This window comes from Amycolatopsis sp. lyj-112, assembly GCF_046549055.1.
Taxonomy (GTDB): Bacteria; Actinomycetota; Actinomycetes; order Mycobacteriales; family Pseudonocardiaceae; genus Amycolatopsis.
On record NZ_JAJPWS010000004.1, the window covers coordinates 573,500 to 592,416 of the forward strand.

Annotated in this window: 1 protein-coding gene (cut by a window edge); it reads right to left on the reverse strand. The window is 68.8% G+C overall.

The genetic code is table 11. From position 1 onward, the window contains the following. Positions 1 to 18,917, reverse strand: partial view of a hypothetical protein gene (locus ACLJRL_RS18400; protein WP_410657413.1) — the 3' portion only. The gene runs 11,752 nt beyond the window's last position; only the last 18,917 of its 30,669 coding nucleotides appear in the window; its start codon lies off the right edge, out of view; the stop codon is at positions 1 to 3.

Consider the following 18,917-nt stretch of genomic DNA (forward strand, 5'->3'; position numbering starts at 1 on the left):
TTACCCCGGATCCCGGGCCAGCCAGGCGAGCCATTCCGCGAGAACCCGGTCCAGTCGCTCCGGGCGGTTTCCCCAGTCACGAAGATCGGCCTCGGCCTGCTCGGCCCTGGCCTCTGCTTCGGACAGCGATGCCTTCGCCAGTTCCAGGTTCTCGCCGTCCCGGGAGTTCCCCACCCCTCTTTCGACACGAGCGGCCAACGACCGGCGAGCATCCAGGGCCTGGCTCAGGTCACGGCGTGCCCAGAGCAGGTTCGCCACCGCCTCCCGCCTCATCCAGGGAAGTCCGGGTCGTCCGGCACCCGGTACGAAACCGCCGGCGTCGTCCTCGAACATCCGCAGGAGCACGTCGACGTCTTCATGCCTCGCGAAGCGCGTCGTGACCAGTCCGTCCAGGTACTCCTCGAGCCTGTCGCCCTGGGGTGCCGATGGCTCCGGTTCGACCGCCGCGGGCACCAACGCCTCGAAGATGCTGGTGGAGTCCGACGTTGCGGCTTCCTCCTGTTCCATCCCGAGGTTCTGGGCGACGGTCTGCGACGAGTTCTTGATCTCGTTCCACGTCGCGTGCTGCTCGGCCACCACCGCGGTCAGTCTCTCCGCTTGCAGCCGCTCGTCCAGGAACGGAGCGGAGTTGATCTGGAACACCCGCCAGTCACGCCGCTCGTAGTCTTCGCGCTGCGCGGGATCCAGCAGGCTTCCGCCGAACAACTCCTCCTCCTGCTCGACCGGCACGCCCCCACTCCGATACTCGCCGAGCAACGAAACCAGCCGGTCGGCCAGCACCGCCCGAGGATAGGACCGATGGGCGGCGAAACTGTCCGCGAGGCTGTACCGCCCGAAATAACTCTGGTGAATGATCGCGCGGTCGCCCCGTAGCTCCAGGTAGAACGCGTGCGTCGTCCGCGTCGTCACCAGTACACCGACGTCCTCGCCACCGTTGATCACCTCTGCCAGGTCGGACACGGTCGCCTTCACCGGATCGGCGGGCTCGTGCGCCATCCTGAACAGCAGGTTGGCCGTCTCACCGCACACCCCGGTGAGACCGCCGTCCGCGAACGAACGGTAGATGTCGGCGACCGGGGTGTTCGGATCCCGCTCGTAAGCCGAGAACAACACCCCGAGCGGATACATCGTCCGCATTTCGAGTTCGAACAGATTCACGCCGAGGTCGCGCGCCACTTCGTCGAAGACCCGAGCCGTCACCGAAGGGACGGCATCGGCTCCTTGTGCCACGACCGCCGTCTCGGCGACCCGCTCGGGCTCGTCGGCGACAGCTTGCTCGAACACCTTGGCCAGTTCCAGATACATCTCTTCGTACGTCGGCTTCCGGCCGGCACGCTTCTCCTCGGAATAGGCGAACCGGTGCTCGCCGCCGACCAGCACGTGCTCACCGTTCACGACGGCCACCCCGGTCAGCTTGTCGTAGCCTTCCTGCACCTGCCCGTCGGTGTCGTTGACGAACTTCGCCTGCGCGCTGTAGGAGGAGAAATCCGCCTGGTAGTACTGGTGGAATTCACGGAACAGGTTCTGGACGTCGGTCGCGGTCGGCGCCTTGCCGTCGGGCCGTCCCATACGTACGGCGAGTCTGTGCACGAAGTCGTACACGCCCTGCGCGGTCATTCCTCCCATGCCGCGGAAGTAGTAGCCGAACGGATCCGAATCGACGAAGGCGCGCGCCAGTTCGAAGTCACGCCGGCTGGCCCACAGACCTTCGTTGCGGTTCATGTACTCGATCGCACCGCGATGCTCGGGTTCCAGATCATGACTGACCTGGGCGTCGCCGTACTGGTGCTTGGAATTCACCTTGTCCATGTCGTGGAACAGGATCGCCTTGACGATCGCTTCACGGCGGACGAACCGGTCGGCGTCCTCATGGCCGGAGGTGAGCTTCAAGTACCGGTTGAGCACCATCTGGGCGTGCTCGCTGAAGGTGTTCGGCCGCAGCTCCCCCGGTGCGCGATCGGGCCGTCCCGGCTGGTCCTGCTGACCGGGCTGGGGTTTGATCGTCTCGTCGAATTTGCGGGCCAGCTTGGCGTGGTCGTCGGTGACACCCTCGTCCAGCCCCGCCAGCAGCTCGTCGAGGATCACCCGGCCGGACTGGACGTCCGGGTTCTCGAGCTGCGTGCTGATCGTCTCCGAAAGCTCACCACCGATCCGCCGGTGCTTGCGGAACACGGCCGGATCGTGCTTGCGCGTGTAGCCGAGAATGTAGTTGTCGCGCCAGCTCGCGTATTCGTTCTCATAGGGCGCGCCCTCGATCGCACCGTTGACGAGGATGCTCTTCCGGGTGTCGAAGTCGAGTTTGATCCGTCGCTCGTCGGTGGCGATGGCGGACCCGATCTCCGCCTGCGTGGCGTATTCCGGCAACTGTTTCATGAACGTGTCGGCGGTGCCGCGGCTCACCGGCGTGAAGGTCACCTTGTCCAGTAGTTTCTTGTCCTGCAGCAGGGTCGCGGCCCGCCCGGCGAGCCTGCGGCGCGAGTCCGGGCTCCCGAACCTCGCCGAGTTCTTGTTCGTCAGTTCCTTGGTCAGCGCGTCGGCCACCTCCTTCATCTTGGTGAGAAGGTGATCGCCGAGTTCCTTTTCCCCGAGGCCGACGAGGTCGTTCTTGACGACCGGCTCGATCGCTTTGGACAGGATCCGGGCCTTGAACTGCGCGGCGAAGGAATCGGGACCGATCGTCACGTTCGTCTCGCGCAGAAGCCTCTTGAAGGCTTCGTCCTTGACGAGGTCCGCGGCGATGGTCTGGGTGAACTCCTCGGCACGGAAACCGGTGAGGAAGTTCTTCGCGCGCTTCTCTTTGCCCTCGCCCTTGCCCTCCGCCTTCTTATCCGGCTTCGGCCCGTTCTTCTCTTCGTCTTTCTTCTTTTTCTCTTCTTCCTTCGTTCGTCCGTTCTTCTCGATCTCCGCGGCCCACGGGCCTGCCAGCCCCTGGAACCGGTCCTGGACGACACGCAGGACGACCTTCCGGAGTTCTCGTCCGAATTCCCCGCTCCGGGCCTCCTGCCCGAATCCCGCTTCCAGCGCGTCCAGTACGGCGTCGGCGACGACGCCCGCCGCCCTCGCCGGAATCTCCGGATCCGCTTTGATGGCCGCTTCGATGTTCTCGGCGGTGTCGACCTTGCGCGTTTCCGCTTGCCCGTTCGTCTTCGTCGCCTCGACGAGAACCGGTTGCGGGACGTTCAAGGACCTGTTGAGCTGGCTCGTCACGGTGGCCCGGAGGTCCTCCGCGCTGACCTGGACACCGGCTCCGACCTGGTCGCGGACAGCGGCGTCGAGCGACGTCCAGAGCTTTTCGCCGAGCTGGACGACGATCTCCTTGCCGGGACCCTGCGTGTTGAGGAAGGTGTTCATCTCCTCACGCCGTCGCACCGGGGTGTTGGGCGCCGCCCCCTTGCCGGTTCCCTTGCCGGGCTCGGGAATGACGTCGGCGGGCGGGCTGAAGAAGGCCTCGGGTGAGCCCATCCAGGTGTGGTAGTGGTTGCTCAGCGTCCTCGCCAGGCTTCGCAAGGCTTTCGGGTCGTTGCGGAAGGACTTCTGACCGGCGGCGGACCAGGTGAACCACGGGTCGTTCTCCCTGCCGAGCGCCGCGGAGTCGAAGTTAGGGCGCAGGCCGAGCCGGACGTAGAGGTCGTCGAGTGCCTCCTGACGGCCCGCGACCTCCGGCATGACGGTGACCTGCCCGCCGATGGTGTAGGTGACGAGCGAACCGGGGAGCACCACTTGCTGCACGTCCGCGAAATGGGTACCCCGCAGACCGAACTGATTGGTGTCGCCGTTCTGGTCGACGTTCATCGAAAGCTCGTTGCCCGAGGCCGCGGCCTCGACCACGGACTGGCTCGTGACCTTCGAGAACGTTTCGAGCGGCACGAGGAACGACCGCAGCATCGGCTGCATATGCTCTTCACGGTTCGGGTCGGTCTCGTACTTCGCGGTCCATTGCACGGCCCGCAGGGGCCGCCCGCCGCCGACCCAGAAAACCTTCGGTCCGGTATCGGTCTTCCGCTGGCCGCTGAACGGCGTGACCACACCATCCTTCTTGTCCTGGTGCACGTCCTTGTTCACCGACTCGCGATCGGCCGGATTGAGGATCGCGGTGTAAAGCCGGACGTAGTGCTCACCCCTGATCGTCTCGATCTCGAACTCGCCGCGGTGCAGCACCTTGCGGCCGTGTTCGGTCAGCAGCACCGTCGAACCGGGGTAGCGCACGTTCGGACGTCCGATGTGGACGTTTTCTCTCGTGCCGAGGTAGGTGTGGGCGTTCACGCCGTCGGCGCGCAGGATGTGCACCGGTCGCCCGGTCGCCGGGCCGTGACCGTCCCAGGTGCCGTCCTGCTTGATCACATGGACCCGCACCCCTGCGGCGTCGGCGATCTTGTCGAGGCTGACGTTGTCCGGGTTGGCCAGTGCGAATCCGTCGAGCTGCTTGATGATGCGCGCGTTCTCTAGCAGCGCCCCGTGCGGCAAGCTGGCCACGACCGCTTCACGGAACGCGTCGTGCGGCGTGTCCCCTTCCACCAGAACCGGTTCCAGGCCGTGCACGGTCAGCACTTCGCGCTGGCCGGAGTACACGACATTACGGTTCAGCACCTTGCCCGGATACGGATAGGTGATCTCGATGGAGTTGATGCTGATCGACGACTGCGAGGACAACTGCGACAGGTTTCGATTGACCGGAGCCAGCCTCAGCAGCGAAGTCGTCACCGGGCCAGAAGCGTCCACAGTGGACTGGACCGGCGCGGGCGCGGTGCCGGCAGTGGCGCCTATCGTGACGCTGATCCGGCGGCGTTTACGGGCCGTGGCGTCGTCGACCGAAAGGTCGAACAGGCTCCGGCGATCGGAATCAGCCGCCCGCTCGATCACGATGCTGAAATCCGCCACCGAAAGCCCAGCGTCACGCAGCGCCGGAAGGCGGTCGGTGAGCAGCGCGCGCAGCACGTCGGCCACCGCCTGGCCACGCCGATCCCCCATGACCACCGCACGGTCGAACGGGTTGTTCCCATGCCGGACGCCCACCCGCAGCACGGGCGGCGCGATCCCCTCGGCGGCCCGCCGCTGCGCGAGCGCGACAGCGCGTTCGACGAAGGAGACGAGCTGTCCCTGTGCGGCGGCCACCTTGCCCAGCCGATCGACCGCGTCCCTCCGGGCATCGCCCGCGCTGGCCAGCAACCTCGCGTAGTAGTCGGGATCGCCCAGCCGGGCCATATCCACCGGCTTGCCGTCGATCTCGATCGATCGCAGCACGTCGGCCCCGGTCGTCACCTGCCCCGGCACCGCCGACTTCTGATCGAATTCGATATCGAACTGAATGTCCTCCGTCGGGGTGTCCGTCGTTATGAGCGGGACGGATGGCGGAGCGTTGGCGAACCGCACCGCGCCGTCCAGATCGTCGACGGACTGCCCGAGGTCATAGCCGGCCGGAAGCTTCTCGGTGCGCCAGTTTTCCCTTTCCTCCACCACGATATGCGCGCCGATCGGGAGCGCCCCGCCCAAGGACCCGGTGAGGTGCATCCAGTTCTCATTGGGCGCGACGACCGGTCGCCCCGCCCCGTCGACACCCACTTTCCCGGTCACCACGAGGTGACCCGGTCCCTCCGGATCGGCCACGTCGGGCACGAAGTACACCGGACCGTCCGGGGCGACGGCTTCCACGTCGATATCGCGTGCCCGCAATTCGGCCAGCACCTGGGCCGCGAACGATTTGCGGCCGCCGCTACCGGCACCGCACGACGCGAACATCAACGGCTTCACGCCGTCCCAAAGGTTTTCTTCCCTGGCCCGGACCAGCATCGTGGCCACCTCGGCCGGGCTCAGCGGCGTACTCCCGGTTCCGGAATCGCCGCGTACCGGAGAACCGTTCGCGTCGCCGTGCGCGAGGAAGGTGAAGAACCTGTCATCCGCCGGGAAACTCCCGACGACTCCGGCCAGCCGCGGGTCGTCCAGCCTGATCCCGCGGTTTCCGTCGAGCGGAACCGTGCTCGCGGGCGCCGGGCTCACCGTCGGCACCAGCGCGTCGAAAACGGAGCCGGCCACCGGAGTGTCTACTGTGGACCTACGCAGCGCATCAGCCGTCAGGCGGCCGCCGCCGAGGTTCTCGATATGGGCGAGTACGTCCGTCAGACCGCCGGACCAGCCGAGCCGGCTCGCGGTGAGTTCGAGGTGATCCACGGTGATCGTGGCCTGTTCGGACAACCGCAGATCGGCGCGCGTCACGTCGGTCAGCGCGCGCATCGCGGCCAGCCTCGGCACCGTGAACTCGCCGCCGGACTCGGCGAGCAGACCGGCTACCTGCCAAACGGCCAGCCCCGCCTCCGCTTCGAAGTTGCCGTAGGACATGTCCGCGGTCGGCATCAAATCGATCTCTAGTGCGAGGTTGAACAAATCCGACGGAGTGTCCAACGGGCCGTATCCGATCCCGGCCAGCAGGTCGAGCAATCGTACTTCGCGGTCGCTCGGCACGCCGGAGTCCCAATAGCCGTCCGGTTGCTCGGCGGTCCCCTCTCGCGCGACGACAAGCGAGCCGGTCGGACGCGGCCCGTTGCCCGCCGTCATCGACGCACGCACGTCCCGCCGGGCTGTCCGCGCGTCAGGTACGGCGGGCGGTGTCGCACGACCGTGCGAGATCGGCGTGACCGGGATGCGATCGGCGGTCAGCCGTGGTTCCCCGGCCGGGAGATCCCGCTGTTTGTCGTTGAGCAACCGGTTCAGTTCGCGCTGGAACCAGGCCTCCGCGAGCCGAGCACGCCGCATTCCGGTCCGGGTGGCGTGGAACCGTGAGTTGCCATAGCCCTCAAGGGTCACCTCCGGCATCGGCAAACTGGTCCGGTGCCGCCACAACGCCGTTTTGACGACGTCTTTCGCCAAGGACGTGAGCCGCCCGGCCGCGATCGGATCCAGTGGCTGTGTGCCGTCGGCGACCTTGGCGGGGTCGAGAACCCGCGCGTTCTCCAGCGGAGCCTGATACGCCGCGTCGGCGACCACCGAGGTGGCGACCATCACCAAAGGATTGGCGAGCAGCGCGGCTTCGCCACGCGCGTCGACGCCGCCCCAGACGTCGAAGAACGTGTTTCCCTTGGACTGGTCGTACTTGCGAAGGCGCCACGACCTCCCCAACGCGGGCAGGTGGTCACCGGCCAGGCCCGTGATGGCCTGCCGCGCGACGGCCCTCGCGTCCCGCCACTCCTTGTTCCCTTCACGGTGAGAAGGACCGGTTTCCGCTTCGATGTCACGCATGGTCCGCAGCGCCTCGCCGAAGCGCCGCTGCAACGTATCGGGCTTGTGACGCTCGATTTCGGCGTCCAGTCCCGCACCGTGAAGGTCGAGATTCGCCCGGATCGCCTGGTCGAGCAGATCCGCACGGAGCCTGGCCCCCCGCGTGATCTCGATGGTGATCTGCGCCTGGTCGTTCTCGGAATTGAGGGCGACCGCGCCGAAGTGGTAGCCCCAGGTCGAGTTGGCCGAAGACGGCACTCGCGTCGAATACACGGTGTGGTAGTCCGGGCCGTTCTTACCCGGCACGGCGATCGACTGGGCGACATACGCCTCACCCGGCGCGGCCCACGCGTACTGATTCGCGCCCAAGACAGCGGCCGCCTGGTCGATCCGGGCGCGGTTGTCCGTGCCGGTGCGGAGTGCCCGGCCGTACTCCCTGCCTGGTTGCGGGCTGTCGACTCCCGCGGTCTTCATCCCCGCGACCACCTGGTGCGGATCGAGGACAGCACCGGCGGTCCCCGCGAACTCCGCCAGCGCGGCCGCGACCTCGTGCGTACCGTGAAAGCGCAGCGACCCACCGTCGCGCAACGGCCCGAGCACGGCAGGCCCCTCGGTGGATCGGAGCACCACCTGCCGGGGTGGTCCGCCCATGATCGCGCTCGCGAACTCGCTGCACACCGCCGAAGGTGATTCCCGGAACGTCGGCTTCACCATCACCAACGAGTGTCCGCCCACTCGCACCTTGTTGCCCGGATTAACGGCGAGAGTGACCTTGCTGCCGACCTCGGCCAGCCTCGCGTTCGCGGCGTCGACCCGTTCCCGCGTCGCGTAGAACTCCTTGAAATGTCCTTGGGGCGACGACTGAGGCAACCCGAGCGTGTTGTCTCCCGAGAACTCGATCGGCGGATGCTCGACGACCTCGCGGTGGATCACCGGCACCAGGAAAGGCGACTCGTCGCTCGACACGACGCCGCCCTTGTTGGCGACCCGGGTGAACGGCGGCTCGGATCCGTCCGACTCGACCTCGTACTCGAGCGTACTTCCCGTCGATACCGGGGCGGACGAGGCAACGGGCACCGCGGCGGCGGCCTCGGTGTCGCCGTTCTCCGCGCCGTCCTCCAGGATTTCTTGCAACGCGTCCCAGTACCCGTCCGAAGGCCGCTCCATGGCGAGTTCGCGCAGCTCGTCGAACCTCGTCTCCGGAGAGTCCACACGGGACACTTCGGGGTCATCGTCCTCAAAGGACACTGGTCGCGGCGGCGTCCCGGGCGCGAACCGGATCAGCGGTTCGCCCGCCTCGTCGACGTCGACACCGGCGGGAATACCGGCACGGCCCAGCGGTGTCGTGTGGACGGCGGAACCGAGCAGCGGCGCGTCCTGCTCGGCGTCGTCGGTCAGCATCGAGCTGTCGCCGTCCGGAAGGCGAATGTGCCGCGAGCCGGTTCCGATCAACGACACCCAGCCGTCCGGAGTCTTCGTCTGGACGACACCGCCGAAGACGCGGTGGCCTGCCGGGAGGGTGTCCGCTTGGCTGGTGTACTCCTCCCAGCGCTGATAGTAACGGCGAGTGACCCTGACTCGGACCTCGGGCGAAAGCTCGGCCAGGTTCGGGCGCTGCGGCGCGAACCTGGCGGCCAGGCCGATGGCCTCCGCCGGCATGCCGAGGTGGACGTCCCAGGTGGTGACCGTCCTGGCGGCCAGCCCGGCGGGCGCGGGCCGGGCGCCCTGGAGCGCGTGACGGAGCGCGTCCGGGTTCACCGGCCGTGCGTCGAACGTGGTTCCGGCGGAATCCGCCGTCTTCTGGAAACGGCGCTGCGACGCCGTGTCGAGTCCGTAGTCCCGCTCGATCTCCGTCGGGGTCGGCATCCGTTCGGCACCGATCTCCACGCTGAACGAGACTTCGCCCCACTCAACCGTGCTCAACGTGTCGCCGAACAGCGAGCGCTCCAACCCTGCGTCGGGCCGTCCCCGCCGTCGCTGTTCCAGCACGATGGACAGCCGCTCGGCGAACTCGGCCCTCGGCAGGCGCACCGGCTCACCCTCGCCCCGGCGCACGGTGACCTGATCACCGATGTCCAGCCGCCAGGCCCGCTCCGGGCCGGTACTGATCCGGAGGGTCCGGTTCCCTGGTGCGGCAACGTGTTCGAGAAGTTCGTCGGAGGTGACCCCGGCCGGTTCGCCGAACGTCGTGCCGTCACCGGAGTCCGCCGCCGGAATGATCGTGGACACGAGGACGCCGGGCTCCGTGCCGGAGGCGATCACCCGCAGCCGGACATCGTTCCCGGAGAAGAACGACCGCAGCTTCCTGACGATCGCCGCCAGTCGCGAATCGCCGCGCCTGCCCCGCACCTCCACCGGCGGCGGCGACGGCCGCGCGGTGATCAGCCGGGCGAACTCGCCGAGCTTCGCCTGCACGGTTTCCGGCAGGCCGACACCGTTCTCCCGCCCCGTCCCGAACGGTATCGAGTCGGGGATGGAGAGGTCGACCAGATGGCCCTCGGCCGTCGGGACGACGTCGAAACCGCCGGGCGCCTTCCGGAACAGCGGCGGATCGTCGTCCCCGACGACGAGATAGGAATCGTGCTCGGTCACCTCGATCTCGGTACGCCCGCCCTCGGCGAACCGGAACCGCAGCCACCGGCCGTCGCCGACGACGGCCGGCAAACCGTTCTCCTGGAAACCGATCCGGCTCGCCACCACCAGTTCGTTCCCGTCCCGGCCGGGAGTGGACCAGACGGCCGTATCCCCCGCGTACGCGTCCGCGACGATGTCCTTGTCCGCGAGACCGTGCAGCACGGTGGACACATAGCCTTCGATGTCCGGTGAACCCAGTCCGCACGCGACGAACCGCAAGGGCTTGCCGGTCCAGACCCGCTCGCGGGAAAGACGCGCCAGTAGCTCGACCATCACCTCCGGCGTGATCGGCTGTCCCTGGAATTCCGGCATCCCGCTGGGACCGGTATGCGCGACCACCGTGTAGAACCGCTCGTCCTCGCGGAGGCTTTCGACCGCCCTCCGCTGCTGTTCGCGTGCGGCCGGATCGGTCGCCGGGTCATCGAGCCAGATCCCGGTGTCGTCGCCGAACCGGGTCGCGCCGTCCAGTACGGCGTCGGCCGACAGCGTGACCGGATCGGCGGGAGCGGGCTCGGGCTCATTGATCACCGCCTCCACCGGACCGGACCGGCTGGGCACCGTGACGGCACGGTCCTCCTGCACGTCCTTTCCGGCCATGAGGCCGTTGTGCTTCGCGAACCGGACGAACTGGTCGATGGTCAAGTAGTCGAATTGGGCTTTCTTCGGGTCACTGACCACGAACATCCGCTCGCCGCGGTCATCGACGGCTTTGAGGACCATTTCGTGCCCGGTCGTGAAGATCCGGACACCGGTGCCCGACCGGATCCGGTCCCAGAATGTTTCGGCGGACGTCGCGAGGTAGGGCGACACCGGCTCCGGGGGCTCCGTCCACTGCTGGCCGCGATAGCGCTCTCGCGGCGTGGACGCGACGGGCTGGAACGCGGTCTCGCGGAACGGGACGTCCTCCAACCCGGCCGTGCGCCGGTCCGGCCGGTCCAAGACGACCGGCAGCAACAAGGGAACGCTCAGCTCCCACGCGCCGGGCACGATCTTCCTGGTCAGTACCGGAACGGAGGAACCATCGCCGCGGTTGAGCCAGATCACCGCGGCGAGCTTCTGCATGGTGCGGCTCCACTGCGAGGTGAAGTCCGCCCATTCCGCGCGCTGAGCGGGGCCGCTGGTCTCCTGTGCCGCCAGCTGTTTCGCACGGTTCTCGATGGCCGCGAAACGGGTGTCGGCCTCGGCGACGCGTTTGCGCGCCAGGTCACCGATCGACCTGCCCAGTGGGCGATCGCGGCGGGCCAGTCGTTCCCGCGACGTCACGTCCAGCTGGTTCCGGACCCGGCCGACGACGCCACGGCCGACCATCAGCAGCCCCGCGATGGTCGGGACCACGGTGCGCACGTCGGTGTTCGTGGCCGCGGCACCGCAGGTGTTCATGAACAGCTGCTCGTCGTGCCCGGTGGCCGCGAACAGGCTTTCGGTCAACGCGACGGGATTCTCCAGCAGGACCTGGAACAGCGAGTCTTCCTGGAGGGTGGTGCGGCCTTCGAAGGTGAGGTTCGTCAGTCCCAGCCGTGCCAACCGCTGCGGCAGCCCTTCATCCGGCCGGTAGTCGATCCCCCGCACGGTCGACCTGTCGGTGGTGAACGGATCGCGGCCCACTTCGACGTTCACGGCGATGTCGCCGAGCACCTGCTGGAGCCGGTCGATCGACAGCGGCTGCAGGACGCGGCGGTCGCGCACGGTCGACAGGCGGAACCGGGAATTGTCCGGGACGTCCTGCTCCCGCGACGGCACCAGCGACGCCGCCATCACCGCGTCGTTCACCAGCGACCGCACCTTCGCCCGGGTACCCGCGTCGGCGAGGTTTTCCAGGTTCTGGTCGATCCGGCTCAACGCGGCCGAAATCCCGTCCGACTCCAGTACCGCGTCGGTGTGGTTCTCCAGACGGCCGCCCTCGGCCAGCCGGGACAGCTGGTCCAAGCGGGCACCGAGGTCGTCGGTCGCGAGATTCGGCAACCCGTCGAAGACGGTGTCGTACCGGTCCTCGAAATCGTCCGCGCCGGGCAGCCGGGTGAGCGAACCGAACGGCAAGGCTCCGGGCATCAGCCTGTCGATCGACTGGCTGTCGTCCACGATCCCGTAGCCAGGGAGGTCCGGCGTGGTCAGTCGGCCGTCCGGCCCGGCCACCAGGTGAGCGCCATGCTCGACGGGGAGGACCTCGCCGTCCTCGTCGAGGATGTATTGCACCCAAAGTCCGTCGTCGGTGAAGACCGGCCTGCCCGAAGCGTCGAACCCGACCTGGCCCGCGACCACGAGATCGTAGGCGTTGCCGCCCTGGCCGCTCAGGTTCGGCACCCCCCACACCCTGGTGGTCGCCGCGTAGGCCGAGGTCACCTCCACTTCGAGGTCGCGCAGCACGGCGGGGACGTACTCCCGCGATTCCGCGCCGAGGCCGCAGGAAACGAAGCGCAGTTCACGGTCCGAGGACCACACGTTCCCGGCGTGCAGGTGACTCAGCAGATCGGCCATGACGTCCGGGGTGATGGGCGTGCCGAGGAATTCCGGCATCCCGGAGGGGCCGACATGCACGACCACGGTGAAGAAATGGTCGTCGGCGGGCAGGCCTTGGACGATCTTTTCCTGTAGCTCCAACGTGGTCACGTCGGTGGCGGGGTCGGCGAGCCAGATCCCCGAATTCCCGGGAAGCCGGACCGAGACCTCCAGGATCGACGAGATCAGCGCGCGCTTCTGCTCGGCGGACAGTTCTTGTTCTCCGGTAACGGTTTCTTCCGCAACCGGGGAATCGGACGGGTCGAGGGAATCCTGTACCGCGGCGTATCCGCGCGCTGTCCGCTCGATCTTCCAGAGATCGCGCGGCGGGACGACGACGCCGGGCTCGTCCTCCTGCTCGGCGTAGAGACCGCGGTCGTCCTTGACCTGGTTGAGCAGGGCGACGGTTTCCCGCACTTTGGCTTGCCCTTGCCCCGCCGGGCGTACCACCGTGTGGGGCCGGGTCGCGGAATCCCGATCCTGGTGGGCATAAGCGTCTGTTTCGTGGACCATCCGGTACTGGTCCACCATCCCCAGGAAGTGACCGACCTCGTGGGCGAGAATGTGCAGCTCGTTGTCCGCCGACCAGTGGGTCTGACCCGCCCGGCCCGACGCCGCCACCTTGACGACGGCATGAGCGTCCGAGGCCGTGTCGCGGAATTCCAGCCGCACGTGCAACTGATCCCCGCTGGGCAGCCGGTACCGGTTGTTGAACAGGGCGGCCACCCCGAGGCGGACCCGATGCTCGAGCGCGGCGAGCGCCTCGTCGTCGACCGACTCGCTCGCCAGGTGCAGCCGGATCGTGTACTCCTGCACCCAGTCACCGTCGACCTTGAACCGGCGAAGGTCATAGGCGATCAGGCCGTCGACAGGCTGAGGGGGTCCGCCGGGATCGGAGTGGTCCTGGACGCGCGTGATCGGGACGGCGTCCACCTGCTCCACCGTCACGAAATGCGCGTTGGCGCGCAGGTTCTGCCATTGCCACGGCCGCGCCGGCGTGGTCAGCCTCGTCCACTCGGCTTCCTCGTCCGCATGCGTGGCCGAGCTGTGCGCCCAGGTCCGCTCGTCGTCCAGCACTCGCACGCGGTCGTCGTGCGCGAGTGTCGCCGGGGCCTCCTCGTGGTTCTCGTCCGGGCGGCCGGGCGGGGTCCGCTCGATCGGTGCCGCCGGACCGTCCGGCGCCCAGTCGACGAAGAACCGGACTTGGCCGTCCGAGGGGACGTCCGTGGCGGCGGGTTCGGCGAAGGTCAGCGGCGCGGTGATGCCGGTGTCCGCCAGCTTTCCTCGCACCTCCGTCAGCAGCAGTTCCCGCAGGGCGTCGCGATCGCCGTCCATCACGAGCGTGACGACGGGCATCGCCCGGTTCTTCCCGTGCCGCCACCGCGCGTGGTGTGCCAGCTCCGCCGCGAGTCCGGCGAGTGCTTGTTCACCGGTGTCCCGCGCCGGGTCGAGCACGAGTTCGGGCCGGGGCTCGGTGCGGCGCGGTCCCCCGGAGAAGAACGCCGGCGACACGGACTTCACCGGTGCGTTCAGCACACCGTCGAGCTGATCACACAGTCCGGCGTCGAGCTGAGCGACCGTCTCGTCCGCTGTCACCCCGAGCAGGCCGAGCAGTCGTCTGGCGATCTCCTGGTCCGTCGCTTCGGTGGTGAGGTGCCGGTCCGCCTCCCACTCGGTCACGACATCGCCGACGGTGAAGGTGAACTCCGGGGACTCGTTCTCGACGACCCGGATGCGGAACTGCGACCGGTTCCGCAGCAGGTAACCGGCGTTGAGGAGGATCTGGGCGTCGCGGAGCCTGGCCCGGAGCGTGTCGACCTCGGTCTTCGACGCGGTGGGCAGCGGCACCAGTCCGATCCCGACGGTCACCTCGGTGATCCACTGCCTGCCGACCTGCACCCGCTGCTGAAGCCCGTCGTCACCGGTGACCCACTGGGTGAGCGGCGCGCGCATCCGCCGCACGTCGGCCTTCGGGCCCAGGACGTCGACGCGTCCGGCCGTTGCCTCTGTCATCGTGCGCCGGTGGACTTCGGTGGCGTGGCGGGACGCGTCGTCGTGCGAGAAGCCCTGTGCGGTCAGTTCGTCATAGGTGGCCTGCCAGCGCTTGGCCGCCAGCGATCGAGGCGAGTCCAGCCCGACGGCCACGTGCACGGTCTCCACCCGCGCGACGGCCCGGAGCCGGGGATCCGGGACGGCGGGCGCCATCCCGGGTCTGGTGCGCGAAAGCGGCTCGTGCCAGGTGTCCGAGCCGTCCTTCGCGCGGCCGAGTACCTCCGAGAGTTCGGCCCGCAGGGCGTCGAGCCTGCCGCTCAGCCGCACGAACTCGGCGGCCAGTTCCCCCTCCTCTGCCGACCCGATCGCCGGTGTCACGTCGTCGATCCCCGCGCTGGCCGGGGGCCGGTACACCTGTTCCAACGCCGCCGCGGCGGCTCGGCGAGCGTCGGCTTCGAGCGCGGCCGACGTCGTCCGCAGCTCGATCCGGCGGCGGATCAGGACATCGAGTTCCGTCTCCAGTTCGGCGACGTCTTCGGCCACCTCGGCGTGTTCGCGGACGGCGTTCTCGCGGTCTTCTTCGCTCGTCTCCCGGAATCGGGCCGGGGTGTCTTCGTCGATCCGCTCGGCCGCGGCGGCCGCGAGTTCGGTGTGTTCGGCCCGGACCATGGCGCGTTTGAGGACGGCCAGCTCGGCGTTACGGGAGTCGAGATACGCCCGGTGATCAGTGATTTCTTCGGTGACCTGGGCGATCTCGTCGGCATGGGCACGGCTCGGCCGGGACGACGCCTGCGTGTCCGGGATCGAGAACACCCGGCCGGTCAGCCTCCGCGTCACCCGGTCCAGTCGTGCCGCGGTGTCGGTGATGGCCACCTTCAGGTCGGTCTCGGTCAGGTGCCGGCCGTCGCCGCCGGACACCGCCGCCGCGCGGAACGACGTCGCGACCGGCTCTTCAGCCTGCTCGTCTTCGAGTTCGGTTTCGGCCTGACCGCCGCCGTCCGTGTCGCCGAGCCCGTGGTTCCGGGGACCGTCGACGGCGCCACCGAGCAACCGGGGCCGCTCCTTGAGCGAAGCCTCGCGCCACTCCTGATAGGCCCGGTCCAGCCGGTGAGGATCGTTGCCCCAGGCACGGAGATCGGCCGTCGCCAGGCCGAGCCGGTCCCGCGCCACGTCGAGTGCGGCTTCGGAGTCCGCGACGCGCTCGGCGTCCCGGGAACCTCCCGCGCCACCCGGCGCGAGACGGGACGACAGTTCCGCGTGCGCCGCTTCCACCCGGCTCAATGCTTGGCGCGCACCGAGCAGGTTCGCCCACGCCTCGCCCCGCGTGGCCGGGAATCCGTCCGTGTCCCTTCGCGCCGGATCCGGTGCGGCCTGACCGTTCGCGTCCTCGTCGAGGAGTTCGCTCCAGCGCACGGCGTCCCGCTGCCAGGCTTCGGTGATGAGGGCGCCCGCCGTCGGAGGCGGCGCGATCCGGACGGGTTCGGTGATCTCGTCACCGGACTGCTCCAGCGAGTCGCCCGGCACCGCCAGCAGATCCCATACCGAGTCCGGCAAGGTGACCGACCGGACGGCGCCGCCTTCCCGCCGCTGGTAGGTGATCGTCCGGACCCGCTGCGCGAGATCCGGATCGCCGACGACGGCCTTCAGCGCCGCGTGCCATACCCGGCCGGGATCCGGGTGCTGCTCGACGAGGGCTTCGGCGGCGGTCAGGTGGAGGTCGCCGTCCCGTTCGCGCAAGCCGCGGCGGAGGACGTCGACGACCTTCCCTGCCTGCTCGTCCACGGTCCGGACCCGCGCGACCGGACTCGGCTGATCGACCACCTCGACCGGGTCGAGGTGACGCAGGTGGATCACCGTCGGCTTGTCCCATTCGGCAGCCCTGGAGACCTCGACGACCTCGAACGCCGACCCCGGCGGCAGGATGCTGCCGTCCTCCTGCGGCACGGCACGGGCGTCGTCGATGACGAACGTGACGTTGCCCGGCCCGTCCCCGGCGATCAGCACGGTCGGTTCGGTGACGAACCGGCCCTTCCGGAACGCGTCCAGCTCGGCGGCCGAGCGCCACGTGGTCACCTTGATCCGGCTCGGCGGCCCGGCCTCGCGCAGGGCCCGCCGCCGGGCACGCACGATCTTGTCGCGGTGCGCCCGGGTGTCGCGGCTCGCCAGATCCGGCGCCAGCTCGTCCGCCTCGCGGACCACCTTGCCCAAGGCGAGCCGGTCCTCGATGCCGTTCGCGGCCGGGCCGTCGCCAGGGGAACCGGTGAACGGCGTGCCGATCCGGGTGGGCGTGGCTTCGCTCTGCCGCACCTTCACGTGCAGCTCGTCGCCGACCTCCGCGACCTTGAGGACGTCGAATTCGGTCCCCGGCGGAAGCAGGACCTCGCGTTCGCTGGGCCGGTTGGACGCCGAGGCGATGCAGGCGCCGTCGTGGACCAGGGCGGTGACGATCACCTTTTTGCCCTGGTACAACCGGCCCTCGCCCCGCATGCCGCGGAAGAAGCCGTGGTCGGTGTACCGCCCGTTCTCGACGAACAGTTCCTTGGCGGCCGCTATCGGCAAACCCATGACCCGGGTCACGACTCCGGTGTGACGGGCCGGGAAACGGGTCACCGCCGAGGCCAGCAGCCGGGTCAGTGGCGCCGCGTGGTCCGGGCTTTCCTTCCCCGCCAGGTAATTGTCGATGACCCCGGACTGCGTATGCGTGTACGCGCGGATGGCGGCCAGTTCCGCCGCACCCGTCGACGCCAGATGCGGGCTGTCCTTCAGCACCTGGGCGACCTGCTTCAGGTAGCCGGCCATCTTCTCCTGAGCGAGGAACTCCTGCGCTTCCTGCTCGGTGGCGAGGAAGCCGGGCTCCCGTTCGCCGCGCCGAAGGTGCCGTACCGGTTGAGGATCGTCTCCGACGAGCGCGCGGGCCCGGTCCGAGATCAGCTGGAGGTTGCGTGGTTCGAGGACGACGTCGCCGGTGATGGCGGCCGCGGTCATCAGGCCCGGCCCGGTGGCGACCCGGCCCGCGCCCACGGCGTGCTGGAAGACCGGAACCTCGGCGACCACGCGTTCGTCGAGGAAGTACTCGTCGTACAGGCCGAGGTAATGCCCGACCTCGTGCGCGAACTGGACCCCGGTCCCGTCCGATGGCCAGTGCCGTTGGTCGGCCGGTGTGCCGGGGCCGGTCACGAAGACCGTGCCGTGCGCGTCCTCGCGATCGGTGAACTCGACCTCGACCAGCAGCTGCTCGCCGCCGGGCAGCCGGTAACCCTGGTTGTACTGGTCGTTCACCGCCGCTTCGACCCGGGTCTTGAAGTTCGTGGTGTCCACTTCGGACTGTCCGCTGACGTCCAGCCGAAGACGGACCGTGTGCAGCCGGACCCGCACGGGTTCGTGGCCGTCGCGTTCGACCTCGAACCGGCGCAGGTCGTAGCCGATCGTCGCCCGCCAAGGTCGTCCCGACCGGTTCAACCCGCCGTCCTCGGACCGGACGGTCACCGCGGGCGTCTCCCGGTGCGAAGCGCCGATGTCCTGGCGCGTCACCGGATTCGCGATCCGGTGGTCGACGGACACCGCCGGATCCGCCGACTGCCACCACTGCCTCGTCGCGTCTTCACGCGTCCACGGCTTGCCAGCCGGACGGGTCACCGAACGCGGCGTCCCGCCGACCACGAGGCGCACCTCCGGATCGGCGGGTACCGGCGCGGCGAACAGCACCGCGACGACGTTCAGGCCGTTCTCGAAGCCGTTGAGCGCCGTCAGGTCTTCGATCAGCTCGGACGGCGCGTTCCGTCGGAGCTGATCGCGCACCCGGTCCAGGGTGACCGACGGCGGGACCCCATCCTGGTCCAGCTCGGCGGCCGCGAACGCCGACTCGAAACCGCCGGAAGCGGCGAACAGCGCGTCGGCCAGTGCCTCCGGATTCCGCATCAGGTCTTGGAACAGCGGGTCTTCACGCAGGGTTTGGACCACGACCGGCGGCGTGTCCACCAGCATGAGTTCGGCCAGCCTGCGCGGCAGCGGCGCGGTCCGGTCGTAGTCGAGGCCGCGCCACGGCGAGTCCTCGGCGGCGAACGGGTCCTGTCCACTGTGGATGATCGTCGCGACTTCGGCCAGCATGCTCCGCACCCGCTGCTGCGCATGAAGTTCCAGGACCGTGTCGCGGGTCGGCGCCAAGGCGGACAGCAGCAGGGCGTCGTTGGCCAGCGCCCGCACCTGCCGGGAAAGCAGCCGGAGCCGTGACTGCTCCTCGGGGATTGTCGCGGCCTCCGCCCGCTCTTCCAGCTCTCCGAGCGCGTTGTCCAACTGCTCCAGGGGAAGGTCGAGATCGGGCCCCTGCCGGAGGTCGCCGGTGCCCGCCAGCCGGGAGAACTCGGCGAGAGCGATGTCGAAATCCTTGTCGGACAAGCGGAAATGCGGCAGATCCGCGGTGATCTCGCGATAGCCCGCCACGATGTCCGCGGCAAGAGCCGGTTCGGCGCGACGCGGCGGGGCGGCCGGGACGGGACCCGTCGGGAAGGCCGCGTCGAACGGCCGGACCGTGATGTGGGACGCGCCGCGCCGGAGCGTGCGCTCGAGGTCGGTCGGCCCCTGGACCC